Annotated in this window: 24 protein-coding genes and 1 pseudogene; 9 read left to right on the top strand and 16 right to left on the bottom strand. The window is 69.7% G+C overall.

Annotated features, from left to right (window positions below; genetic code table 11):
* Positions 1–350: 350 nt before the first annotated feature.
* From ABZX96_RS14380 to ABZX96_RS14305, 16 genes are all read right to left on the bottom strand, one after another.
* Positions 351–3,107 (bottom strand): BTAD domain-containing putative transcriptional regulator, encoded by a 2,757-nt coding sequence (locus tag ABZX96_RS14380; protein ID WP_355543219.1) that lies wholly within the window; start codon positions 3,105–3,107, stop codon positions 351–353.
* Positions 3,104–3,583 (bottom strand): hypothetical protein, encoded by a 480-nt coding sequence (locus ABZX96_RS14375; protein ID WP_355543216.1) that lies wholly within the window; start codon positions 3,581–3,583, stop codon positions 3,104–3,106. The genes ABZX96_RS14380 and ABZX96_RS14375 overlap by 4 nt, the downstream gene beginning before the upstream one ends.
* The gene (locus ABZX96_RS14370) at positions 3,580–4,041 is read right to left on the bottom strand and encodes a TadE family protein (RefSeq protein WP_355543213.1); all 462 of its coding nucleotides are present in this window, start codon (positions 4,039–4,041) and stop codon (positions 3,580–3,582) included. Before ABZX96_RS14370 ends, ABZX96_RS14375 begins: the two co-directional genes overlap by 4 nt.
* Before the next feature lie 5 nt (positions 4,042–4,046).
* Positions 4,047–4,496, bottom strand: a complete 450-nt coding sequence (locus ABZX96_RS14365; protein WP_355543210.1) for a TadE/TadG family type IV pilus assembly protein — start codon at positions 4,494–4,496, stop codon at positions 4,047–4,049.
* Positions 4,496–4,693 carry a hypothetical protein gene (locus ABZX96_RS14360; protein ID WP_355543207.1) on the bottom strand — a complete coding sequence of 66 codons (198 nt, stop codon included), beginning with the start codon at positions 4,691–4,693 and terminating at the stop codon, positions 4,496–4,498. The genes ABZX96_RS14365 and ABZX96_RS14360 overlap by 1 nt, the downstream gene beginning before the upstream one ends.
* 27 nt (positions 4,694–4,720) lie before the next feature.
* Entirely contained in the window at positions 4,721–5,626 is a 906-nt protein-coding gene (locus tag ABZX96_RS14355; RefSeq protein ID WP_355543204.1) for a type II secretion system F family protein, read from the bottom strand.
* Positions 5,623–6,528, bottom strand: coding sequence for a type II secretion system F family protein (locus ABZX96_RS14350; RefSeq protein WP_355543201.1), 906 nt, complete (start codon positions 6,526–6,528; stop codon positions 5,623–5,625). Before ABZX96_RS14350 ends, ABZX96_RS14355 begins: the two co-directional genes overlap by 4 nt.
* Positions 6,525–7,835: an ATPase, T2SS/T4P/T4SS family gene (locus ABZX96_RS14345; protein WP_355543261.1), complete on the bottom strand. Its 1,311-nt coding sequence runs from the start codon at positions 7,833–7,835 to the stop codon at positions 6,525–6,527. The genes ABZX96_RS14350 and ABZX96_RS14345 overlap by 4 nt, the downstream gene beginning before the upstream one ends.
* 47 nt (positions 7,836–7,882) lie before the next feature.
* Positions 7,883–8,719: a hypothetical protein gene (locus ABZX96_RS14340; RefSeq protein WP_355543198.1), complete on the bottom strand. Its 837-nt coding sequence runs from the start codon at positions 8,717–8,719 to the stop codon at positions 7,883–7,885.
* Complete coding sequence (locus ABZX96_RS14335; protein WP_355543258.1) at positions 8,716–9,291, bottom strand: SAF domain-containing protein; 576 nt, start codon at positions 9,289–9,291, stop codon at positions 8,716–8,718. The genes ABZX96_RS14340 and ABZX96_RS14335 overlap by 4 nt, the downstream gene beginning before the upstream one ends.
* Positions 9,292–9,582: 291 nt before the next feature.
* Complete coding sequence (locus tag ABZX96_RS14330) at positions 9,583–10,053, bottom strand: hypothetical protein (protein ID WP_355543195.1); 471 nt, start codon at positions 10,051–10,053, stop codon at positions 9,583–9,585.
* A gap of 407 nt (positions 10,054–10,460) precedes the next feature.
* Positions 10,461–11,000 carry a hypothetical protein gene (locus ABZX96_RS14325; RefSeq protein ID WP_355543192.1) on the bottom strand — a complete coding sequence of 180 codons (540 nt, stop codon included), beginning with the start codon at positions 10,998–11,000 and terminating at the stop codon, positions 10,461–10,463.
* A gap of 226 nt (positions 11,001–11,226) precedes the next feature.
* The gene (locus ABZX96_RS14320) at positions 11,227–11,709 is read right to left on the bottom strand and encodes an ATP-binding protein (protein ID WP_355543189.1); all 483 of its coding nucleotides are present in this window, start codon (positions 11,707–11,709) and stop codon (positions 11,227–11,229) included.
* A gap of 519 nt (positions 11,710–12,228) precedes the next feature.
* Positions 12,229–12,738, bottom strand: a complete 510-nt coding sequence (locus ABZX96_RS14315) for a gamma-glutamylcyclotransferase family protein (RefSeq protein ID WP_355543186.1) — start codon at positions 12,736–12,738, stop codon at positions 12,229–12,231.
* Complete coding sequence (locus tag ABZX96_RS14310; protein ID WP_355543183.1) at positions 12,735–13,313, bottom strand: GNAT family N-acetyltransferase; 579 nt, start codon at positions 13,311–13,313, stop codon at positions 12,735–12,737. Before ABZX96_RS14310 ends, ABZX96_RS14315 begins: the two co-directional genes overlap by 4 nt.
* Positions 13,310–14,626 carry a hypothetical protein gene (locus ABZX96_RS14305; protein ID WP_355543180.1) on the bottom strand — a complete coding sequence of 439 codons (1,317 nt, stop codon included), beginning with the start codon at positions 14,624–14,626 and terminating at the stop codon, positions 13,310–13,312. Before ABZX96_RS14305 ends, ABZX96_RS14310 begins: the two co-directional genes overlap by 4 nt.
* Positions 14,627–14,897: 271 nt before the next feature.
* Between ABZX96_RS14305 and ABZX96_RS14300 the strand changes: the two genes are divergently transcribed.
* The 9 genes and pseudogenes from ABZX96_RS14300 to ABZX96_RS14260 all read left to right on the top strand — a co-directional run bounded on the left by ABZX96_RS14300 (position 14,898) and on the right by ABZX96_RS14260 (position 22,984).
* Positions 14,898–15,449: a hypothetical protein gene (locus ABZX96_RS14300; protein ID WP_355543177.1), complete on the top strand. Its 552-nt coding sequence runs from the start codon at positions 14,898–14,900 to the stop codon at positions 15,447–15,449.
* A gap of 56 nt (positions 15,450–15,505) precedes the next feature.
* The gene (locus ABZX96_RS14295) at positions 15,506–15,925 is read left to right on the top strand and encodes an ATP-binding protein (RefSeq protein WP_355543174.1); all 420 of its coding nucleotides are present in this window, start codon (positions 15,506–15,508) and stop codon (positions 15,923–15,925) included.
* Between the two features lie 125 nt (positions 15,926–16,050).
* A pseudogene (locus tag ABZX96_RS14290) lies at positions 16,051–16,227 on the top strand (DUF6302 family protein); the annotation flags it as partial.
* Between the two features lie 50 nt (positions 16,228–16,277).
* Positions 16,278–16,466 (top strand): DUF5999 family protein, encoded by a 189-nt coding sequence (locus ABZX96_RS14285; RefSeq protein ID WP_355543171.1) that lies wholly within the window; start codon positions 16,278–16,280, stop codon positions 16,464–16,466.
* Between the two features lie 10 nt (positions 16,467–16,476).
* On the top strand, positions 16,477–17,124 hold the full coding sequence (locus ABZX96_RS14280) for a hypothetical protein (protein WP_355543168.1): 648 nt from the start codon (positions 16,477–16,479) through the stop codon (positions 17,122–17,124).
* Between the two features lie 109 nt (positions 17,125–17,233).
* Complete coding sequence (gene fxlM / locus ABZX96_RS14275; RefSeq protein ID WP_355543165.1) at positions 17,234–18,484, top strand: methyltransferase, FxLD system; 1,251 nt, start codon at positions 17,234–17,236, stop codon at positions 18,482–18,484.
* 61 nt (positions 18,485–18,545) lie between these two features.
* A complete protein-coding gene (locus ABZX96_RS14270; RefSeq protein ID WP_355543162.1) occupies positions 18,546–18,743 on the top strand; it encodes an FxLD family lanthipeptide in 198 nt (65 codons plus the stop codon).
* A 69-nt stretch (positions 18,744–18,812) separates the two neighbouring features.
* A complete protein-coding gene (locus ABZX96_RS14265; protein WP_355543160.1) occupies positions 18,813–22,004 on the top strand; it encodes a lantibiotic dehydratase in 3,192 nt (1,063 codons plus the stop codon).
* Entirely contained in the window at positions 21,926–22,984 is a 1,059-nt protein-coding gene (locus ABZX96_RS14260) for a lanthionine synthetase C family protein (RefSeq protein WP_355543255.1), read from the top strand. Before ABZX96_RS14265 ends, ABZX96_RS14260 begins: the two co-directional genes overlap by 79 nt.
* The last annotated feature ends 3 nt before the right edge of the window (positions 22,985–22,987 follow it).

Here is a 22,987-nt window from a genome sequence, read left to right as displayed (position 1 = left end):
GGCACCTTCGGCTTCGCCTGGGTGCCGCCGCATGCTCGTGGACGCGGACGGCCTTCCGCTCAGGCTGGCCGGCAGTGAGGAAGGAGAGGCAGGAAGGGCACGAAGGGCAGACGTGCAGCGGACGACGGGTTTCCATCAGGGGGCCCGCGCCGGTGGTGTGCAGATCGGGGCATGCCTTTGCACCTATATGCAGTCGCACCCCGCCGCCGGTGGCGAATCGGCCGCTGACCTGCCCTGTTGCCCGCACAGGGGCGTCCTTTCCAAGCAGGACCCCCGATTCGACGCCGCATTCGATCACGGGCAGGACGCCCTGCTGGCCAGCGGCCGACGCCGCCGGCCAGCTCGTGCGCTCAGGAGGCGGTCAGCGGCTGCGCCTGCCGCAGGAGTGCGGTCGTCTCGCTGTCCGGGGTGACATCCAGATCGGCGAGTCGGCGGCTGAGCAGGGCATACGTCCGGTGGGCCGCGTCATCCCGACCGGCCGCGCGTTGCAGGCGGATGATGCGCTGGTAGACCGCCTCGTTGAACGGGTCCCACTCGGCGGCCTGGTCGAGGAGGGCCAGCGCCTGGTCAGGATCCGGGTGGCTCTTGGTCGTGTGGTCGGCGAGCAGCACCACGGCGTCGACGGCCTTGCGATGAACGGCTTCCCGCAGCTCATCGGCCCAGGCGTAGTCGGCTCCCTCGCACAGCGGGCCGCCGTACGTGGCGACCGCCTCCTTCAGCGCGGCAGCCCGAGCCGTCTCGTCCGAGGCCGTGGCCGCGGCTCGGACAGCGGTGCTGAACGCCTCGATGTCGGTGGCGACCAGCCCCTTGTCCAGCAGGTGGCGCTCGCCGACGCGCACGACGAAGGCTGCCTGGTGCGCGCCGGTTGCCTGGCGCAGACTGCGCCGTACGGCACGGCGCAGATTGGCGAGCTCACGTCCCGCCCGCTCCGGATCGGACGACATCCGCAAAGCCTCGGTGATCTCCTCGCTGCGAATTCCCTTCGGATGGGCAGCGAGCAGGGCGAGGAATTCTCGGGTTTCCGCTCGCATGCCGTGGCCGAATTCCTCTTCTTTCCCCCGTGCCCGAATTCGGAACCTGCCAAGCACATGCACGGTGACCGGTGCGGAAGGCATTTCTCTTCCACGATCTTCCGTTTCGGAACTCTCGGATCTGCACGGTGCGAGCGACTGGTTCGCGTCTTGGCCGCTCGGTCGTTCCGGAGCCTGAGGTGGTTGCGGCGCCAGCGGGCCCGGCGCCTGGTGCGGCGGAGGAGCGGGGGCCGTGGCAGGCGACGGGAGGGTCGCCCTTGAGGTGACGTGGCCGTGGGCGGCGTAGAGGGTGTCCAGGAGCTGGTGCGCCGACGCGCGCGCGAGGACCGACATGTGTACGTCGTCCAGGCGCAGTGACGCGGGTCCGGTCGTCGCGGTGAAGGCCCCGTCCGTGGCGACTCGTGCGCGGCTGGGCCAGTCGTCGGCGCCGAGGACGATGACGGCGAGCCGGCCGGGAGCGGCCTGGTCGGCGATGCCCTTCAGCCGCTCGGCGGACGGCGGGTCGAGGTCGGTGATCAGTAGGTCCATCGGTGGGTCGCCGGCCTGCGAGTCCTCGTCGGTTTCGGCCAGGCGTGCCCGGAGCAGCAGGTCCTGTTCGATCAGGGACAGCGCCTGCGCGCAGTCCCGGGTGATGGCCCAGGCGGGGAGGGAAGGCGGGGCGAGCGGCAGGAGGCGCTGCGCGGTGCTGGCGGGCATCAGCAGGCGCGTCTGTGGCCGGCCGGGGCGAAGGCGTTCGGCGGCGCTGAGGACGGCGATGGTCAGGGCGCGGGCGGCCGAGTCCGCTCCGGGGCCGGTCAGGGCGATGCCTCCGGGGACGGCCAGTAAGTCGACGGTGAGTTCGCGGCCCTTCCGGGTGGCGCAGACGACGGTGCCGGGTGCGGACGGTTCGGCGGGCGGCACGTGTCGTTGCAGCCCTGCTTCGTCCGGCTCGTCCAGTGCTGCCGATTCCGCATCGTCTTGATGGGTGGGCAGGTGGGCGGCCCGGGTGGCGGCCTTCACCGCCTCGGCGAGCGGGGGTGGTGCGGGGGCGCTGAGGTCGGGGTGGCGGCGTCGGCGCGCGTGGGCGCGGGCGAAGGAGACGGCGGTGGCGATGCCGGCGGCCGTGGTGACGCCGATGACGGACGCGGTGCCGACACTGATCTCGACCGCTCTGTCCTGTCCGAGGCTACTGAGAACCGTGGCTGTCGGTCGGCCGCTGGTCTCGGGTGATGGGTTCGCCTGGCCATGGGGGGCCGACAGACCTGTGGTGGGTGTTGGAGCAGGCGGTTGGGGAGACGGAGAGGCTGTGTCACGGTCCGGCGAAGCCGCTGCGGTGCGGTGGGGGGCTCGTACGGTTCCGGTACCCGTCGTATGGGGGCCAGAGCTGGGGAGGCGGAGGGTCCAGCCGGGCCGGAGCAGGTCGGGGTCGCGCAGTCGTTGTCCGTCGGATTGGGTCCGGTCGTGGTTGAGCCGGTAGATCTCGGGCCAGCGCAACGGGTCGCCCAGGCAGGTCCGGGCAATGCTCCACAGCGTGTCACCGGACTGAACCGCGTACGGCTCGGTCACGGAATCCTCGGGCCGTGGGGATTGGCGCATCAGCTCCGTCCCGCTCATCGCCGTGGCGACGGCAGCGATCGGGTGGGAGACGGTTACGTCAGGCGTGGCGTGAGCCGCCGCCGGTCGCCATGCCGCAAGGAGGGCGAACAGCAGGGCGCCGAGCAGAAAGGCCGCGCCCAGCCGGTGGCGGGGAATGGTGCGCAGGCGGGTGCGCAAGGCCGTGGCGTCACCCCGAAGCGCGGGCAGGTGACGGGCCATCCAGAGCGCTTCGCGGACCAGGGTCACCATGAACGCGGCCCAGCAGGTCCAACCCAGGAGGGAGAGAAGGTCGGTCACCAGGGGGTCGCTGACCGGTCGGCTCAGCCGAGTGACGAGGTCGCCGACGGAGGCGGCAGGCGAAGGCCACGGTGTGCCGTTGGCGGCGGTCAAGGCGTAGGGAACGCCGACGGTGACGACCAGCAACGCCGTCGCCGCCAGCAGGGCCTGGAGAACGGCGCGCGGCCAACTGCGGGCGGCGGAAGGTGATCTGTGCTGACTCATCGAGGGGCCTTTTGCTGCCAGGGTGCGGAGATGCCTTGCTCGGCCCGTGCTGTCGCCGACGCGGTGGTCACCAGGTCGTCGATGCCGGCGAGGCTGAGGATCTGTGTGCGCTGCCGGTGTGTGACGTTCACGGTCACGTACCGTTCCCCGGCGCTGGCCTGGCCGGTGTTCCCGGATGCGCGGATGTAGTCGAGCGCGGCGCGTACGGCTCGCTGCCGGTCCAGGCGTACGCGCCGGGAGGTACGTAGCTGGACCAGGTCGAGGTGCTGGGTGCCGACGCGGGCGGCCTCCTGCGCGACGTCGGCCGCCGTGACCTTTCCTGCCAGGGCAAGGCCGCCGTCGAGGACGAGTCCGGCGAAGAGGAACAGTCCCGCCGCGCAGGCCACGACGAACGCCGTGACCTGCCCGCTGTCCGAGGTCCGTACATCGCGGACCACGGTCGTCAGCCGGCCGCCGGGGCCCTTGCGCCAGGTCATGCTTTCCCCCGGTAGGAGTCGATCACCGACAGGGCGGTCCTGGAGACCGTGAGGTGGGCGGGCAGTCCGGTGAGGCCGAGGTCGGCGGTGCAGGCCACTTTCACCCGTGCCGTACCGCCCGGCAGCAGAGCGCCGACGTCCGCCGTCACTGTGAAGTGCGCGCAGGAGGCGCCCGTCAAGGCCAGTGCTCTCTCGGCAGCCGCGTGCGCGTACCGCCGGGCCTCCTCCGCGCTCCGGGCGAGCGAGGCCGAGCGGGCGGCTTGGTACGCGGCGTCGCCGACCCGCAGGCGAGCCGTTGCCAACCGTCCGAAGGCCACCGCGACCAGCAGGAACGCAATCAGGAGGGGGGTCAGCAGGACCAACTCGGTCGTCGCCGCGCCACGATCCCGCCCTCGGCTCGACGAACTCCCCTTGTGCCGGTCGAAAGACGAGGTGAGCGAGAGGTTCGGGCGTCCCACCGCGATCACCTCCGCCCCGTTGGAGTGGTCCAGCGGTCGATGACACCGGCGGCGTGGGCGGACACCGGCAGACCCAGCCCCGGTACGACCGGCTGGGTCCGGCCCCGCACGTCGACGGTGGCGCTGCGACGGGTGCGGGCCACGGTGACCTGCGGGTCCAGCAGCACGCTGCGTCCCAGGGCGCGCAGGGTGGAGGCTGCCTGGGCGCGCCCGGCATCGGCGCTGCCGCCTTCGGTGCGGGTGAGCGCCAGGGCACGGGAGGCCGCGGTCTGCGCGATGTGCTGTGCGTGCCAGACCAGGGCGAACTGCACAACGAGCAGGAGGAGCAGCAAAAGCAGCGGCGTGGCGATGACCAGCTCGGTGGTCCCCGCGCCCCGGTCCCCGCGCCCGACAGGCGCAGGAGCGCGCGTTCGTGGCCTGGTGCGGCGGTGCGCCGACGGATGGGGCCGGGCCATCAGCCGAGGTCGATCCCGCGGGCTTTCCCCATCACCTTCATCGTGATGACGGCCACGGCCGCGATCGCCAGGGCGGCGAGCAGCGCGGTGATGATCACGGTTTCGGTGGAGTACCCGGCGTCGTCCCGGAGGCGGGTCCGTAGCCGCAGCACGGATCCGCGGAGCGGGCCGTGCAGGCGGTGGAGGGAGGGTTTCATGGTCGAGGTTCTCTCTACGCGAAGGAATCACAGGCCGGTCAGCACGTGTGCCATGGCCGGGTAGCCGATGAAGAGCAGAAAGGCGGCGAACAGCAGGACCACGGGCAGTGACATGCGTTCGGTGGCGGACTGGGCGGTGGCGTCGGCCTCGGCGAGGCGGCGGCCCCTCATCGCGGCGGCCTTGGTTTCCAGCGAGTGGCGGATTTTCGCGCCCTCAGCACCGGCCAGGCCAACGGTCGCCGCAAGTTCCGTCAGTTCGCGCACGCCGGTCCGCTCTCCCAAGGCCGCCAGTTCGTCCCAGACGCTGGTGCGCGCGAGGTGCGCGGTGGACAGCGCCCGCCGGATGCGGGAGGCGGCCCAGCCCTGCGGCGCCACGGCGGCGTCATCGAGCGCCTGCTGTACGCCGGCGCCACCGGCCAGGGCGATGACCACCAGGTCCAGGAAGACGGCCAGCGCCTGGCGCATCTCGGCCCGCCGTTTCGCGGCTTGAGCCCGTACGGCAAGGTCGGGCACCCAGAACAGGACCGTGGCAGACGCCAGTGCCAGCCAAGTCGGCAGCCACCATCCGAGCCGGTTGCCGACAACCGCCTCGGCCAGGACCACGAGGGCGGGCGGAGCCAGGAGTCCCACGGCCGCGCAGGCCGTCTTCTCCGCGAGGTGACGTTCCGCGTCGATCCCGGTGATGTCCAGATCGGCCCGCGTGGAAGCGGTCGGCAGTCCGGCCGCGAGCAGGAACGGTACGCCCCGGCGTCCACACCTGGCGGCCCACCCTCCGGCGGGCCGGGGCTCGGTGGAGCCGTGTCCGGGGCGGCGAGGCGCCGGTCGTCGCAGGGCCGCCAGCGCCACGGCGAGCGGCGGACGGGCCGGTCGCAGGCCCAGGAAGAGGGTCAGGAGGCCACCGCCGAACAGGGCCCCGAGCACCGTCGCAATCACCTGGAGCCTGCCTTTCCTTGAGCGGGCATCGGGGACGACGCCGCCGACGACGTTGTGGGAGTGAGGGCGAGTACGCGAGGTTCTTCGGCAAAGTTGGCGATCTTCAGCAGCCAGGCGAACCCGGCGCTGAACAGTCCACCCACCGTGGCCAGAACCAACTGCCCCGTCAGGCCGGAGAACGGCTGGAGGTAGGGGCGGTTGAGGAGAACCAGTCCGCCGGCCATCGCGGCCGTGGTGACGGTGATCACTCTGACGGAGGTCCGTACGCGAGCCCGGCCGGCGTCCACGCGCAGACGCATCGCCACCTGCTCGCGGGTCGCGGTGGCCAGGGAACCCAGCAGGTCTGCCAGCTTGCGGGCCTGCCGCTCGGCGGCCATCACCAAGGCGGCCGTCACGGTGTCGACGACCGGATCGGACACCTCGTCGGCGAACGCTCGCAGGCTCACCCCCAGCGGCTGGCCGCGCTCGATCCGCGCGGCCAGCGCGAGGGTGTGGGGGCGCAGCACGGGTGGGGCGAGCTGGGCGGTGGCCAGGATGGCCTGCTCCAGCCCGGCAGCGGCCGACAGGGTGTCGCGCAGCATCTCCGCCCACACCGCGACCGCTTCCAGCCGCTCGGTCCGCGCCTGGGCTGCCTTGTCCCGGCCCAGCAGCTGCGGCAGGCATACGGCGGCCAGCGCGGCGAGCACCGCTCCGACGAGCCAGCCGGTCACCGCGCCCGCCATCACACCGGCCAGGCCCATCACCGTCAGGCGCCGCCACCCCACCCGGGCAAGAAGAGCACCACACCGCGGGCGGAAGTCGTGCACGGCACGTTCCAGACACAGGACACCGTGTGCCAGGAGCCACAGGCCACCGCCCGCTGTGGCGCCGAGCAGGAGAGCCAGGACGGAGCTGGTCGTCATGGGCTGCCCCAAAACGGGTCGCGGACCACCGGCTCCCGCATGCCCACGGCCAGCAGGTCGGCGAGTGTCTCCCCACGCAGCGGCGCGGCCGGCACCGCGCGACCGTCCGCCCCCGGGCGGTACACCTCATTCGACATGATCTGAGGGCCGTCCGCGTCGACGATCTCCCGTACGGAATCGATCACCCGGCGACCGTCGGCGGCCCAGCCCAGGTGCACCACGAAGTTCACCGCAGAGGCCACCAGCAGGTTCGTCGCCTCCAGCGTCAGGCGTTCGGGCGCCTGCGCGGCGTAGGCCGCCAGCTTGGTGAACACCCCGCGCGAGGTCGAGGCATGGATGGTCGACAGCGACCCGTCGTTGCCCTGCGACATCGCGTTGCACATCGGCACGACCTCGGAACCCCGAATCTCGCCGACGATCACACGGTCCGGGGACATCCGAAGACCCCAGCGCACCAGCTCCGCCTGGTCAATGGCTCCTTCACCCTCGACGTTCGCCTCCCGGGCCTGCATCGCCACCACGTCCGGGTGGGTCGCCCGGTCGGCCTCCAGGCCGAGCTCGAAGGTGTCCTCGATCGTCACCAGCCGCTCGCCTGCCGGAATGGCCGAGGCCAGGGCCCGCAGCACCGTGGTCTTGCCCACGTTGGTGCCGCCCGCGACGATCACATTACGGCGCGCCCGGACCAGGGCGCCCAAGAAGTCCGCCATCGACTCGTCGCACACCCCCAGCCGCACAAGGTCCGCCAGCGTGGCGGCGCGGAACCGATGACGGCGGATGGAGAGCGACACCCGCCCCGTCACCGCCATCACCGCGAACAGCCGCGAGCCGTCCGGCAGGCAGATGTTCAAGCGCGGCACCGCTCGGTCGAAGCGCCGCTCCTCCAGTCCGGCTCGCGCGGCGATCTGCCGCACCAGGTCGGTCAGCTCCGCATCCGAGGCGGCCAGCGGGGCGGCCTGGCGCTTGCTGCCGTCCGCGTACCGCACCCACACCGTGTCGGCCCCGTTGACCGCGATGTTCTCCACCCGCTCATCCGCCAGCAGCAACTCCAGCGGCCCCATGCCGAACAACGCGTCCAGCACCGCCTGCTCGATCCGCTGCTCCTCCGCCACCTCCAGTGCCGGGCGACCGGCTCCCAGCTCTGCCGCCGCGTACGCGTGGAACTCCTCGGCCAGCAGACGGCGCACCACCTGACGACGCTGTTCAACATCCTCCGGCGGCAGCCCGGCTTCTTCCCGGGCGTGCGCATAACCCGCCATCCGCCCGGCAACCTGCTCCCGCATCGAGGCGATCAGCCGGTTCTCGCCCATCCCGGCGTGTGGCGCCCAGCCCCCGTGTGCCGTGTCCGTCACCGCGCTCACGAAGGTTCACCTCCCGCCACCACTTCCACCGCCACCCGTTCGGCCGCAGGCCGACGGCCCACCGACGAACACGCATCCTCAACGGGCGAGTTCCTGTACTCCGCCCCCTCGGCCGCCAGATCCCGGGCGAGAGCAGTCACGGCTCGCACAAGCGGAGGGACACCACGCCACCTGCGCGGAGCTACCCACGACCTGCCCGCCATGGCACGGACCGTCTTCGCGTCCCATGGCACGCGGTGCACCCGCCGCAGCCCCAGAACCTCTCTGATCTCCGACGCCGAGTACAGACTCGGACCGATCAAGGTCAATTCCGCCTCGCACGCGCACGAGCGGAGATCCACGGCTTGGGCGGCAGCGTGCGCCAGGGCATCCACCTCGCCCCGGGTCACCAAGAGCAACCGATCAGCTGCCTTAACCAGGTCGGCGGTGTCCGGCTGAAACCGCCCCACATCCAGCAAGACGTCCCCGGCTGTGCCCATCCCCGCCCGCAGCAGCCCGGCACCGCCGTCGCCGAACAGCCGCACCGCCGCCGTCGCCTGCCGCGCCCCCGCCGGTCCCGCCACCACGTACGTGTCACCGGGCAGAGTCTGCGTGCACTCCCCCAGCACCCGCGCAGAAGCGGCACGGCGACCCGCTGCGGCCAGATCCACCAGCCCCGGGGAATCCGAGATCTCGAAGCGGGCCGCCACATCACCTCCGGACGGGTCCGCCTCCACCACCAGCGGCCGAGGCTGCCGCGCGGAGGTGGGCCAGCATGCGGCCAAGAGCAGCGCCAGGGTCGTCGCCCCGGGCGATCCCTTGGCGGACCCGATCGCCACCAGCGCCCGCGTCACGGCACCTCCCGGGTCATCGGGCTGAGGACGACCACGCGAGGCTTGTCGATGGTTGCTGCTCGTCCCGCGGCTGCGGTCTCCACCAGCGCCGTCACCGTCGAAGCAGCCGAATCCGACTCCCCCGCTTCCACCTCCCTCACCGTGCCCACGAGGGGAGCCGGGGCTCCGCCCCGCATCCGGTCTCCTGGCTCCGCTGCCGCTACGGACGCAGCGCCGGGCAGTACGGCCACACGCTGACCTGCCGCCAGACCGGCCGGCAACCCACCTGGTTCTACGGCGAAGGACACTTCCGCCTTGCCCGCCGGTGGGTAATCCGCCTGGTCCCCGAGCTCCTGCGGTGCCAACAACGCCCCTTCCACCAGCGGGACCGTCGTCGTCCTGCCCACCACCGCGTTCCGGTCCGCCGCCAGAACGACGTGCCCGGCCGCGTCGTCCACACCGAGCCGCACCTCCCGCACGTCACGATCCGACACCACGGCCCCAGCAGGCATCGACCGTGTCACCACCAAAACCGGCACCTTCCGACCTGCCTGTGCCAGCAAGGCCGTGAACCCGACCGAGGAAGCGATCACCACAGCCACACCCGCCCACACCAAGGCCGGTCTGCGGCGTGTACGTCTGCTCACCGGGGCCGACGGTTCACCTCCCGGTGATTCCTGCCTGGGATCTGCCCGAAGCCGACCGAGTACGCCGGCAGGCCGCTGCGATGTCGGGGCCGAGCTTGAGGAAGAATTCGAAGAAGAAAAAGAAGAGGACATAGGCACACCTACGCTTCGGCCGCATTGCCAGTGATTTCTCATGCCTCTGCCGGGCACGTCGCACCTCCGGTCATGTACCGGCTCCGTCCCGGCCATAGGCGTCGCCTATATCGCGCCCGACTTGTCGGTGACCACGCCCTGCACCTCCGACACCCGCACCGGCGCCTGCGTCGCCGTCCGCAGCCCGGGAATACGTCCGCCTTTGCCGGCGCCATGCCACGTCACGTCCCACGTGACGGTGGCCCGGACAGTGAACGCCTCGTCCGGCTGCCCGGCCGACGACCGCGTGTAGACATAACCGCAATCCGGCGAGGGAGAGGCCGCCGAGAACCTCGCCGAGTAGGGCGTGCCGGGCCCCTGACACGTCACGGAATCGCCGTTCCCCATCGACCACACCACTCGCTGCGGCTTCGCGGTCGCTGTCACCGAAGCGCCCGTTACCTTGACCGTCTCGGTCACCGGTCGCCATCCCGATCGGCCGATCCATATCCAGGTGGGAACGTTCACTACTTGGGAAGCACCGGCGTCCGGGTTCAGATGCATGTGCGGCATCGGCAAGCGCAACTCGGTTGCCACTTGCTGAGCGAGGGCTTCAGAGGACGGTTCAGCCTGGCGCTCAGCCGGAGCAGGCGATGGCCCTGGCGTTCCCGTCGCCAGACAGACGCCGTCCGTGTCCGTCATCCAGCAGCCTGGTGGAAGAACCTTGGCAGGGGCCCGTCGCGCTTGCCCGCGCTGCCGTGGAGACAGTGTCCGAGCGGTGACGGGTCTCGCCTTGGCGGCCCCTGCCTTTCTCCCGGGAGAACGAACCGTCAATTGGCATTCGTCCTCTGCGCAATCGACGGACGAGAACGCACGCTGAGCACCATCGAAGATCCTACCCATGCCGTCATCAGCAGCCGAATGATGGGCCGAAAGGAACGCGACCAGGAATGCACCAAGCCCACCGAAAAGGCAAGGAAGCACGGTTCTTCGCGGCTGACTGATCAGCACGAGCCGGCCTTCCCAACTTTGAGCTCCACCGCTTTCCAAGCGTTACCGAACCGCTGCATGGTCGCCCTGTTGTCATGATGGCCGCCAGGCACATTGTTTTTCAATCCACCATCGGACTTGTACAGCAGCCACTGCGAAGCATCGGCACAGTCTCGGATTGTCACCCGAGTTGGGTGGGAACCGGGTACAACGGATTCCATCCGTGGCGAGAGGGTTGACGTCCCCTTGGCAACTACTCCTTGCCGGCGATACTCAGACAGGACGTACTTCAGCAGTCGTAGTGCGGCGCCGGTGGCGTGCTCATCCAGTCGAGGATCAGCCGGATCGGCGGTAAGAGCGGCCCTTTCCATGTCCTTCCACATGGCGCGGTAAGCATTTACGGCCCCACGAACTCCTTCGCGCTGGGCAGCGTGTCCCGGGGAGGACGGCGCCGTTGCCGGCGCCGGGGCAGCATTCCCGTCAGGGCCCGTCGAGATGCCCTGTTCACTGGCGCAGCCGACCAGCCCCAGATTCGACACCACAAGGAATGCCATGACGTGAGCGAATCGGCTTTTCCCACCCACCAGTCCCCACCTCTCACCGCCTCGCCGCTTACGGACAGCGACCGCTGGTCACCAAAAGCTACACCTCAGTTGCAGCTCCCCTTGCGCTCGACCCGCCACGAAAGAAGGAACTGCGGAACGGCAGGTTGCCATCCCCGAAGCCAGCCGCCGTGAGGTAGCGCCCCGGGCAACCGCCGACAATTCACAGTCGACGCACCTAGTGGCTGGAGAGTCCACTGCTGAAGGCGACCCAGGCGATCTTCTTCCCTTTTCCCGGGAGCAGAAAGCCCCAGCAGCCCTCGGAGAGGTGGTTGACGATCCGGAGTCCTCTCCCTCGTTCCGACAGAACTCGGCACAGGGCTTCCACTCCGCCCATGCGGTCCTGCGGGCCCGGTGCGAACGGCGGCTCGTCGATGGCGGGCGGGAGGTCGGGCACGCGCGGGTCGCGGTCATGCACTTCGCAGACCACTCCGGTCACGCTACGCCGCAACCACAGTTCGTACGGGCCGCAGGCGTGCTCAGTGGCGTTGGCGACCAATTCGGAAGTCGCGAGTACCAGATCACTGATCATGTCGACCGGCAATTCACAACTGACCAGGGTCTGCCGGAGCACCGTGCGGGCGCGGGCCGCCGGGCTGGGAGTGGCTCGTGTCCAGGTACACAGGAGCTGACGGCCCTGCGGGAGACGAGGAGAGGTCACCGGGCACCTCCCCGGGCAGCGTGCCGCCCCAACGGAACACGGCGGTGCCGCCCCGTTCCGGGGCGTACACAGGCTCGCGCCCCGGTCCGGACGTGACCTGTGACGGCGAGAAGTGCGGCGAAAAGCAGGATGGACAGCACCACGGCGCCTCCAAAATGATCGTGGCTTTTGGAACGCGACCACGACACCCCACCTCTCCGGAAAAGGGGAACCACCCTTCAGCAACATTTTCACCGTCAAACCGACATAGACAGAGATTTGCACCAAACAGCAAACGACCACTTTGCCTTTCTCAGCGATGGCGATAAAGACTGCCATGGCCTAGCCCATTTAATGGCCCCACTAGCGGCGAACCCGACGCGGAGACTTTTCTGCGCTCTTCGGCCCAAGAGGCCGTTGCAGTGGTCGCGGCGGTGCCGAATCGCACTCTTCTACGGGGGAGTCCGGGTTCGTACGGCAAAATTGTGCTGGCCATTCCTACAAGGCCACAACAGCTATGGCCTTCGTACGCCGCGCTGCTTACCGTCCCGTATCCGCCGCGCCGCGAGCCAGCGTGGCGGAAATTCGCCCGCACCGGGCGGCGTACTCATGGAGGTGGTGGACCGCGAAGTACTGAGCATCCCAGTTCTCAGCCCGGACCTCGTCGTCGGGCCAGACGTACGCCCATCCTCGGCCCCCGGAAGAGAGGGTGAGCTCGCGCAGGTCGTACCGGTCGTCCTCGAACGCGTCGAGGACCGCCCACTCCTCGTTGGTGAGGTCGGTCAGCAGCAGGCCGGTCGCGGTGGCGTCGGGAGCGGCGACGAGCCCGGGGTACAGCCGGCCTTCGAGCGCCGCGGCGCGCCAGCCTGGTGCGGAGGCCGGTGTGCGCTGCGGTACCCGGCTCAGCAGGGCGTCAAGGACGGCATCGAACTGGAGCGTCCCGTAGACGAACAGGACGTTGGAGCCGGGCGAAAGCCGGTACCGGCGATGGCTGATCGCCGGGACGTGGGCGGACTGCGTGACCGCGTGAGGCGTGGCCGCTTCGGTCATCGCTGGCTGGGCAGGAACATCGCGTCGTAGACGGGCGACTCCGGGGCGTGCTTGATCTGTCCCATGATCGTGTACCCCCAGCGCAGGTACGCGTCGTGTGCGGGCTGGTTGTCAACGATGCAGGTCAGCGCCGTAGCACTCTCCGCCCGGCCGGCGATGACCGTGTCGTGGATCTGTCGTCCGAGTCCCTGGTTCTGGTACTCCGGAAGCACCATCAGCTCCCGTAGCCAGAAGACCTGACCTGCGTCGGCCAGCTTCCGCAACTCTTCCGGTCGGCGGTCACCAAGTGATGTCCACCACGGCTTGTCCGACGGAAGAGTAGCGCCGTGCACATATCCGATGATCCGGCCGTCCCGGCGAGCGGTCACGGTTTCGAACCCCTCAGCGTCGAAGGCGGCGTCCAGGCGGTCACCATACGACTTCACGGAGAAGAACGGGTCCCCGGCGTACGGCGGCACGTCGTACACCTCGGCGTACACCTCGAGCAACTCATTGGCGATGCCCTTCGCTGACGGCCCGTCGTACCGCTGATACTCCGCATCCACTGTGTGCATCTCTCCCTCAGCTTTGATCACGCGACGTACGTGCGGATCTGTTCGAGCAGGTCCCTTACCCCGGCGGCGCGGTGATGGCGGGCCAGTCCGTCGTGAATCATCTTCATCTGCTCGACCGCCCTGTTGGAAGACATACCGCCCTCGATCAGTCGCAGTGCTTCCTTGGTGGCATCGACGCTGTGGTCGATATCCCCATTGCCCAAGGCAGCGGCGGACAGCCGACCGAGACACATTCCGCGGTTCCGCGAGTGCGCCACGTCCTGGGTGGCTTCGGACTTCGCGAGCAGCTTCTGGGCACGGGCCGTCTGCCCCAGGTCGAGGCGGCACATACCTTCCAGGCAGGTCAATTCGGCCAGGTTCAGGAACGTGGTCCAGTCCGGGTCGCGGTCGCCGGTGCCGCTCTCCCACTCCTTCCATGCACGCTTGATGGCGGCCTCACAGTGGAGGGCATCACCTACTCGGGCGTGCCCCTGGGCCTCGCGGATCGCCAGCAGGGCCAGTACCCGTGTGGGTGCCCGCCACTCGCTGGCGTGAACGTAGGCGAGCCGGGCGAACCTCACTGCTTCACGTCCCTTGTTGAGGTCCACTGCCTGACGGGCCATGTTGCTGAGGGTGCGGCACGCGAGTACGTCATCGCCCGTCAGCATCGCGGCGTTCAGTGCCTCGGAGAAGTACTGGCGAGCCTGAGCCTGCAGGCCGGCGTCGTAGCAGAACCATCCGAGGCTGGTGGTGAACTTCCCGGCGACGGCGTGGAGCCGTTGGCCGAGCGCGTCATCGTAGATGCCTCGGTCGATCATGTGGTGCACCCAATAGAGATGCGCGCGGGTCGGTCGCCACAGCCGGTTCCCGCCGAACTGCTGGTCAATGGCGTCCATATCGTCTGCGGCGTCCCGAAGGAGCTCAACCTCCGCCTCGCCGATGCGCCAGTCCGTACTGCTGGCGGCATCCGTCGTGGTCTGTGCAAGCCACGGCGGTGGTGCGTGGTCGTTCACCGGCGAGGACTCGCTGGCGGTGGAGAGCGGTTCCCCGGCGGTCCCCCGGGAGATCAACGGCACCGGCATCAGCACAGGCGGATCCGGGGAGCTGGTGCTCTGTGGTCGGAATCCCAGCTCCCCGACCGGCCTCTGCCAGTAGACGGAGAGCACCGTACGAGCGTCGGGGTGCGGCCAGGGCGGGTTCTCCCCCTCCCACTTGGAGTACTGACGAACGCTGAAGGTCGGGCGCTTCTTGATGCGGCCCTCCGAGGCGAGGCACGCAGCAAGGTTGGTGAGGTCGTCGACCACCGCTTCCTGAGTGCGATTGAGGCTTTCTCGCAACCGCTTTATCTCGGTCATGGCTACCCCTCGCCGTTCGCTCTCCACTCACCGTAATGGCAGCGGCACGCTTCCCGTGAAGCGTCGTCCCGGAACCCGCACGCGAGCGAGAAAGGGCGGGTCGAAGGACGTGTGAAGGGCAGGCAGAGGGCTGCCGGAGTTCAGGCGAAAGGACCTGGTCACCACCGCCCACCTTCGATGCACTGGTGACACGACGCGCGCTGTGCGTGCCAACGGCGTGACACCTGGAGGAACTGTGGGATCTTGCACCGACATCAGCGAAAGCGAACGCTTGTCCTCTTGGCTCGCTGCGGCAACTCCCACGCCCGAGATCGCCATCGAACGGTGGCGGCAGAACCCGCACCTGCCGCGTCGGCTCACCAGCGGCATCACCTTTGACATCGTGCTGGCCGACCAGCGGATCGTGGAATTGGCCTACGAGATCCTGCGCAGGTACCAGCAGCAGCTCGGGCCGGCCGTCGCCTTCGCCAACCTCGGTTCCGCAGCCGTATTTGTTCCGCGCGGCACCGCGGTCCGATGGAACGCGCTGATGGCCGCCTCCCACTGGCCCGAGCGGATGCGCCGTCCGGCCTGCCTCGGGCAGGGACACGCGATCCGGGTCCCCGCACCGTCACCGCCCCCGTTCCCCGTGGTCGCCCGGTGGCTGGAGGCACCTGGTGACTGCCTTTCGATAGGGCGCGGCCCGTTACTCACCAGCCCCGCCCCGCTGTCCCGGTGCCTGGCCGAAGCCCGCTCCGTCCTCATGCCCAACAACGAGCGGACGCCCATGCGCAGGGCTCTGTGCGCAGTCCGTTCAGCACTGCGCACACCCCAGAGGACGTGATGACGACGACTGCGACACAGCCGCGCTCGCGCTCCCTTCCGCGCGATCACGACTTGATGAAGACGACGTTCACGATCGCCGAGCGCGGAAGGAACGAACAGCTGCCCCTGGAGGACGCTTCCCGGGTAGGCGCAGTGCGACGCCTTGCCAAGGCGCACCTGAACTACCGCGGTCTGACGTGCCTGTCGGACGACGTGGCGCTCATCGTCTCCGAACTGGTCAGCAATGCGGTCCTGCACAGCAACGGGACGACGATCACGGTGAAGCTCCTTCTTCAAAACGGCTGCCTGCACATCGCTGTCCGCGACGAGATGCCGGGGCGCCCTGTGATCCGAGCCCCGGACGATGACGAGGAGTCGGGCCGCGGCCTGCAGCTCGTGGAACGGCTCTCGGAAGACCACGGCGGAGCCTGGGGAACCAGCGCCGATGGCACCACGACTTGGTGCACCCTGGCCGTACCGGAAGCGCGCCGATGAACGCGCCGACCGCCGACTCCCCTCATCCCTCCCCCGCGGCTACCTCGCCGTAGACCAGTTGGTCATGGCCCTCGGCATCCGACACCTCCTCGCCAACCGACCCGGCTTCCCGAACGTGCGCGCGCTGGTCGCCCTACGAGGACACCTGCCACGTGATCCGGTGGGGACCCGAGCCGCCGTCCTGGGACAACGCCGAACGCGGCCGGTTCTACGGCTACAGCGAAACCGCCATCGCCGCCTTCCTCCAGCGGAATGCGTCCCCGTCTCCTCGCGTGCGCGACCTGCTCCTGCCGGCTCCGTAGCCGCCGAAGCGGATTCCTTTCCTCACGACACATCCGAGAGGCCCAGAACCATGTGCCGGCACATCCCTCGATGTCCCACCACGACATCGCCCCACCGGCGAGCCACGAAGGTCACTGCGCTGTTTGCGCTTCAGTGGTGGCGGCTTCGAAGCAGCTCGCTCGCTCTCGACGGCGTCGGCGAGCCGCTGCCGAACGGCAGGATCGCCGTCCTCCACCGGCCGCTCGCGGCGCGGACGTAAGGAGGCTCGGGTGGAAGCCGTCACCGGCAAGGTCGTCCCGTACATCACCGCACGCCAGGGGGAAGAGGCTGATTCCCATTTCTCTCTGTGCTCGCGGTTCGGCAAGGACGGCCGACAGCAACTTGCCTACATCGACGAGGGACCGGACGACCGCGACCCACGCGGAGTCCTGTGGGCGCGGCTTTCGCATTCGATTCACCCCGACGGCCTGCCCGCCGGATCTCCGAAGTGGCGAATGGTCCATCCGGCCCGGCAACGCGAATGCATGCTGCTGCTTCGCTGCCAGGTCTGCGTCCAGCCGCTGAAGCACCCCAATGGCGTGCTGTTTTTGGAGACAGCGGCCCAGGCGGCCCCGGATGGTCCCGTGCAGACAGCCCAGCCGCCCGTCTGCCTGCAGCATGCCCGCATGGCTGCCGAGCGGTGTCCCCATCTCGCCCGGAAGGGGCACGTCGCCCTTATGGCCAACAGGTACCCGTTGTACGGAGTGATCGGCACGCCGTATCAGTACGGGAGCCACGGCTTGACCGCTCTCGCCTTCGACGACCGTCCGATCCCCTACGGGAGCCCCCTCCTGCGGTGGCTTCTCGCCTCCCAGCTCGTTCGCGAACTGCGGGCCTACCAGGTCGTCCGCCTGGACGACCTCGTGCCCGTCGCCTAGACCGCCGCCCGGCGGTCCTGGCGTGACAGACCCGACCGCCGGGCGGCCCCGAAACACCCATACCGCCCGCCCCGCGCCTCGGCGCTCGCCGCCGAGAAGGAGAATGCACATGGATAACACCCCCGGGTCAACGCCCCGGAACAGCGAGACGACCACCGCCACCGAGCAGCAGATGCGCGAGGCCATGGTGACGCGGCTCATCGAACTGGGGGCCCTCCGCGATCCTCGCGTGGCGGCTGCGTTCCGTACGGTTCCCCGGCACCTGGCCCTGCCCGGCATGGAGCTGAGCACGGCGTACGGCGCCGAGTCCGCCCCCATCACCAAGACCGACGCGACCGGCACCCACATCAGCTCGGTGTCCGCCCCACGCGTGCAGGCCATGCAGATCGAGCAGGCCGACATCAAACCGGGCATGAGCCTGTTGGAGATCGGCTCCGGCGGCGTGAACGCGGCCTACCTGGCCGAGGTGGCCGGCGACCAGGGCCGTGTCGTCACGGTGGACATCGATCCCGACGTCACCCAGCGCGCACGCGACTTCCTCAAGGCCACCGGCTATGACCGGAACGTCACCGTCCTGACCGCCGACGGCGAGCACGGCGCGATCGAGCACGCGCCGTACGACCGGATCGTCGTCACCGTTCAGGCCGCCGACATCCCGCCCGCCTGGCTCCACCAGCTCGCCGAGGGCGGTCGACTGGTCGTCCCACTGCGGATGCGCGGCATGACTCGCACCGTCGCCTTCGTCCGTGACGGCGAGCGTCTGGTGAGTGACGGCTTCGAGTTGTGCGGCTTCGTCCCGATGCAGGGCGCCGGTGAGAACCGGATTTCCCTGGCCCTGATCCACGACGCCGAGGGCGAGGAGATCGGACTGCGCCTGGACGGTCATCCCGAGCCCGACTCCGCAGCCCTGCGCACCGCGCTGCGGATGCCGCGTGTCCACGCGTGGTCCGGGGTGACGCTCGCGGGCGACGAGTCCAATGAGCACGTGGATCTGTGGCTGATGAGCGCGCTGGACAACCTGCCGCTCATGGCCGCCAAGCCCGCTGCCCGCGATCGCGGTCTCGTCGCTTCTGTGTCGCCGATCGGCGTCCCCACCCTCGTGGACGGGGGCAGCTTCGCCTACCGCACGGCGCGCCCGACCGACGCCGTCGACCGGTACGAGCTCGGCGCGATCGGCCACGGCCCACAGGGACAGAAGCTCGCGCAACGGCTGGTTGAGGAGATGCAGACCTGGGACCGCGAGCACCGCGACCACCGCCCGCGCATCGAGGTCCACCCGGCCGGTACGCCGGATAACCAGCTCCCCTCAGGCCGACTCATCGACCGCCGGCACACGCGCATCACGATCGTCTGGCCGTAGCCGCGAGCGGTCGCGGCCAGGTGGCACAACACATCCCCACCACCATGTGAAGGAGAACGAGATGGCACCACAGATCGCCGGGAAGAGCATGCTGCCGGCCGGGACGGACGTCATGTCCGACGTCGGGTCGGACTTCGACCTGAACATCGAGACCGTCGCCTCCGCTCCCGTGATCGGCGCGCTGCTGAACGACACAAGCGACAACTGCACCGCCACCTGTCAGTCCGCCTGTTCCAACAGCACCTGTATCAACGGCTGATGACCCATCCGTGCGGGCGAGGCGACCCCTTGCCCCGCCCGCACCCCTGTACCAAAGAAGAGGGACAGCATGTATCACGCGATCGGAGCGGGCCTGATCAGGGCGTCTGCTTTCCCGCTGACCGCCACGCTGCCACCTTGCCCGGTGCCCTACGGGGACGCTGCCGTCCACACGGCGAACTGCCGTCAGTGGATCGCCCACGTCTGGAGGGACGACTCCCGCGCCGACGCCATCGAACTCGCCGCCCCCGCACTCGCCGACGCTATCCGCAAAGTACTCGACGGAACGGCCCGCCCTTCCCGCATCCGCCGCACCACTCTCTCCCTGACCCGCTACCTGCTGCGGATGCGATACCGCGCCACCCCGTTCGGCCTGTTCGCCGGCGCCACTCCCGTACGCGTCGGCCGCGAGGCCCATGTCCACTGGGGAAGCCGGCACACGGTGTTCGCCAGGGCCGATGCCGCATGGCTGCACAAGGTCATCGCCGACCTGGAGCAGGACCCGGACGTACTGCGGCGCCTGGCCGTGGTGGCCGATCCCACCTGCACCGTGCGGGGCGTCCAGATCACCGTCTCGCACCAGCCGGGCATGGATGGCCCCACCGAGACGACCCTGCGGCGCACCCGCGCGGCGGAGGCAGTACTGGCCTTGGCCCAGTCCCCCATCACGGTTGCGGACCTCGTGGCCAAGCTCCGCGTCGACTACCCGAACACTTCCCCGCAGACGATCGAGGCCATGCTGTGCGACCTCGTCGCCCACCGCGTTCTTCTGACAACCCTGCACGCCCCGATGACCTGCGACGACGCGCTCGGCCACCTGGTCGCGCAGCTCGACGCCGCCAGGAGCAGTACGGGCCCGGGCACCACGCCGACCGCGGAACTGCGTCAGATCCACCAGCTTCTCCAACGCCACGATCGTGCCCGCCCTGCCGCTCAACGAGAACTGCGAGCACAGGCGACTGCCGCGATGACCGCCCTCGCCGGGCCCACCGAGCACCATCTGGCGGTGACCATGCATCCGGCCTGCGACATCATCCTGCCCGAGGCCGTGGTTCAAGAGGCGCAGCGGGCCCTAGAGGTCATCGCTCGCACCACGCCGTACCCGAACGGCACACCGGCCTGGCAGGACTACCGCGCACGGTTCCTGGAGCGCTACAGCCTGGGCACCGTTGTGCCGGTGCGCGACTTGACCGATCCCGACATCGGCCTGGGGTTCCCCGCCGGCTACCGCGGCACGGTCCTGCCTCATCCCGTTCTGGCCACGACATCCCGTGACGAGCACTTGCTCGCGCTCGTCCAGGACGCTGTCCTCACCGACCGACGGGAAATCACCCTCACCGAGGACGCCGTCCAAGCCCTGTCCACCGGGACGCCTGTCCAGGTCCCCGCGCACATCGAGTTCGGCTTCACCGTGCTCGCGCAGTCCGCGCGCGCCCTGGCCGCGGGCCGCTTCGCGCTGTCCACCGTGGGGCTGTCGCTGGCCGCCGGCACCACTACCGGACGGTTCCTGGCCACGCTGGAGCCTGCGGACCGCGATCGGATCGCTACCACACACCCCGCCCTGCCCACTCTCACCACAGGTGCCCTCCGTGGACAGGTATCCGGACCGCCGCTGAAGGTGCCGATCACCAACGTCGGCCGTGCTCCCCGCGTCGTCCCCGAGCTGCTGACCATCGGCGAGCACGACCCGGATGCCACCCTCGACCTGGATGACCTCGGCATTGTCGCCGACGCGGATCGCCTCTACCTGGTGTCCTTCTCCACGGGACGGTTCATCGAGCCGTCGGTGATGAACGCTGTCGAGCTGAGCAGCGGTACCCACCCGCTGATCCGCTTCGTATGCGAGGTGCACCGCTCCCACACTGCCGTTCTCATCCCCTTTTTCTGGGGCGCGGCGTCCCGGCTGCCGTTCCTTCCGGAGGTCCGCGTCGGCCGCACCATCTTGTCCGCCGCGTGCTGGCGGCTGCGCGCCCGTGACCTCGGCGACGGTAGGGACTGGCACGTCCGTCTCGCCGACTGGCGCCTTCGTTACGGCGTGCCCCGCACCGTCTACGTCGGCAACAGCGACCAGCAGCTCCGACTGGACCTCGACCTGCCCACCCACCAACAACTCCTGCGCGCCGAACTGAACCGCCACCGCACCGCCGTACTGCACGAGGCGCCCCCCGAAAGTGCCTTCGGCTGGATCGGTCACGCCCACGAAGTGACCATGCCCTTCGCATCCGACCAGCCGCCCATTCCCCCGCCGGTCGGCCCCACCGTCGTGGCCGACCAGGGCTCCAGCCGTCTGCCAGGCGCCTCGGAGTGGCTGTACCTGAAGCTGTACGGCAGCAAGGCGCGGACACCCGAGGTACTGACCACCCACGTCCCACGGCTTGTGCGCGCATGGGGTCCCGCCGCCGCATGGTGGTACACCCGCTACGCCGACCCCGACCCCCACCTACGGCTGCGCCTGCGCCCACCCGGCGGCCCGAAAGCCTTCGGGAAGACGGCCCAGCGCACTGCCGCGTGGGCGGCCGAACTGCGCAACGAGGGGCTGATCCAGCGTGTGCAGTGGGACACCGACCAGCCGGAACACGGCCGTTACGGCACCGGTGCCGCACTGGAGGCCGCCGAGAACGTCTTCGTCGCGGACTCCGCCGCCGCCCTCGCGCAGCTGTCCCTGCAAGTGCCCGCCGACCTCCAGCCAGCCATCACCGCGGCCTCGTTCGTGGACCTCGCCTCCGCCTTCCTCGGTTCCGCGCAGGCCGGGCACGCCTGGCTCACCACGCACCTGCGCCGCTCCGATGGAACCCCGGCTCCACGGAACGTCCAAGCGGAAGCCAACCGCCTTTCAGCAACCGCTTACGATCAACATCCGATTCGCGAACTGGCGGGCGGCGACCGCGTCGCCGCAGCCTGGGATGCGCGGCACCGCGCCCTCGACGGCTACCGAAAGGTGCTCGACGCGACCGGCACCGACCCGGCGGCCGTCCTGCCGTCCCTGCTCCACATGCACCACAACCGGGTCGCCGGCATCGACCGCGACGCCGAAGCGACGTGCCGCCGTCTCGCCCGCGCCGCCGCCCTGTCCTGGACCGCCCGCACCGAAGGAGCAGTGCGATGTCCCCCGCCCCGCCCGGCCCTGCCCCACCCCTCGCAGCCCGGCAGTCGCTCGCCCACGGTCCTCTCGGTGCCACCCTCCTGCACATCGAACGCGCCCACCGCGACGCCGGCGACTGGCACACCGTCCACCGCCACCTCGCCGCCATCGGACCGCTGATCGACGGAGACGACGCGAGCCTCTACCTCGGCGCACCTGCCATGGCCTACGTCCTGCACCTGGCCGCCGCCGACACCAACCGCTACGCCAACGCCCTGCGCACGCTCTACGGGCTCGTGGCCGCACACACCCGACGCCGACTGGCCGCCGCGCACGCCCGCATCGACCAGGGCGGCTACACCACCTTCGCCGAGTACGACCTTTTCCGCGGCCTGACCGGCATCGGCGCTCTCCTGCTGCACCGTCGGCCCGGGAGCATAGAGATGAAGGGCATCTTGGAGTACCTCGTCCGTCTGACCGAGCCGGTGTCCGGGCCTTCCGGCCGACCTGTACTCGGGTGGTGGACCGACCACGCCCCGAGCACCCACACAGCGGCCACCCCAGGCGGGCACGCGAACGTCGGAATGGCGCACGGCATCGCCGGCCCCCTGACCCTGCTCGCGCTGGCCAAGCGGCGCGGCGTCACCGTAGCGGGGCACGAGGAGGCCATGTACCGGATCTGCCACTGGCTCGACCGTATCCGCTACTTCGACTACCGGTGGCCTCGGTGGATCAGCGCGGAAGGACCCGCGCCCGCCATTCCAACGGCACCCTCTTGGTGCTACGGCACGCCTGGCCTGGCCCGCGCACAGCAACTCGCCGGCATCGCCCTGAACGACGAGAAACGCAAACGGATGGCCGAGCGCGCCCTCCTGCACTGCCTGTCCGATCCCCAGCAATTGGACGAGATCACCGAGCGCGGCCTGTGCCACGGCTTCGGCGGCCTCCTGCGCACCGTGCAGCGCGTCGCCCAGGACGCACAGACCCCGCACCTGTTCACCGACCAGCTTCCCCCTCTCCGCCAGCGGTGCCTCACAGCGCCCCCTCCCCAGGAGTCCGGGTTCCTCCAGGGAACGGCCGGAGCGGCCCTCGCCCTCCAATGCTGCGCACCGGGCGCCGGGCCAGCAGGCGACTGGGACGCCTGCCTCCTCCTGGCCTGAGAG

Origin of the sequence: Streptomyces sp. NPDC003077 (assembly GCF_040611095.1) — a bacterium.
GTDB lineage: Bacteria > Actinomycetota > Actinomycetes > Streptomycetales > Streptomycetaceae > Streptomyces.
This window is presented reverse-complemented; position numbering and strand designations above follow the sequence as displayed.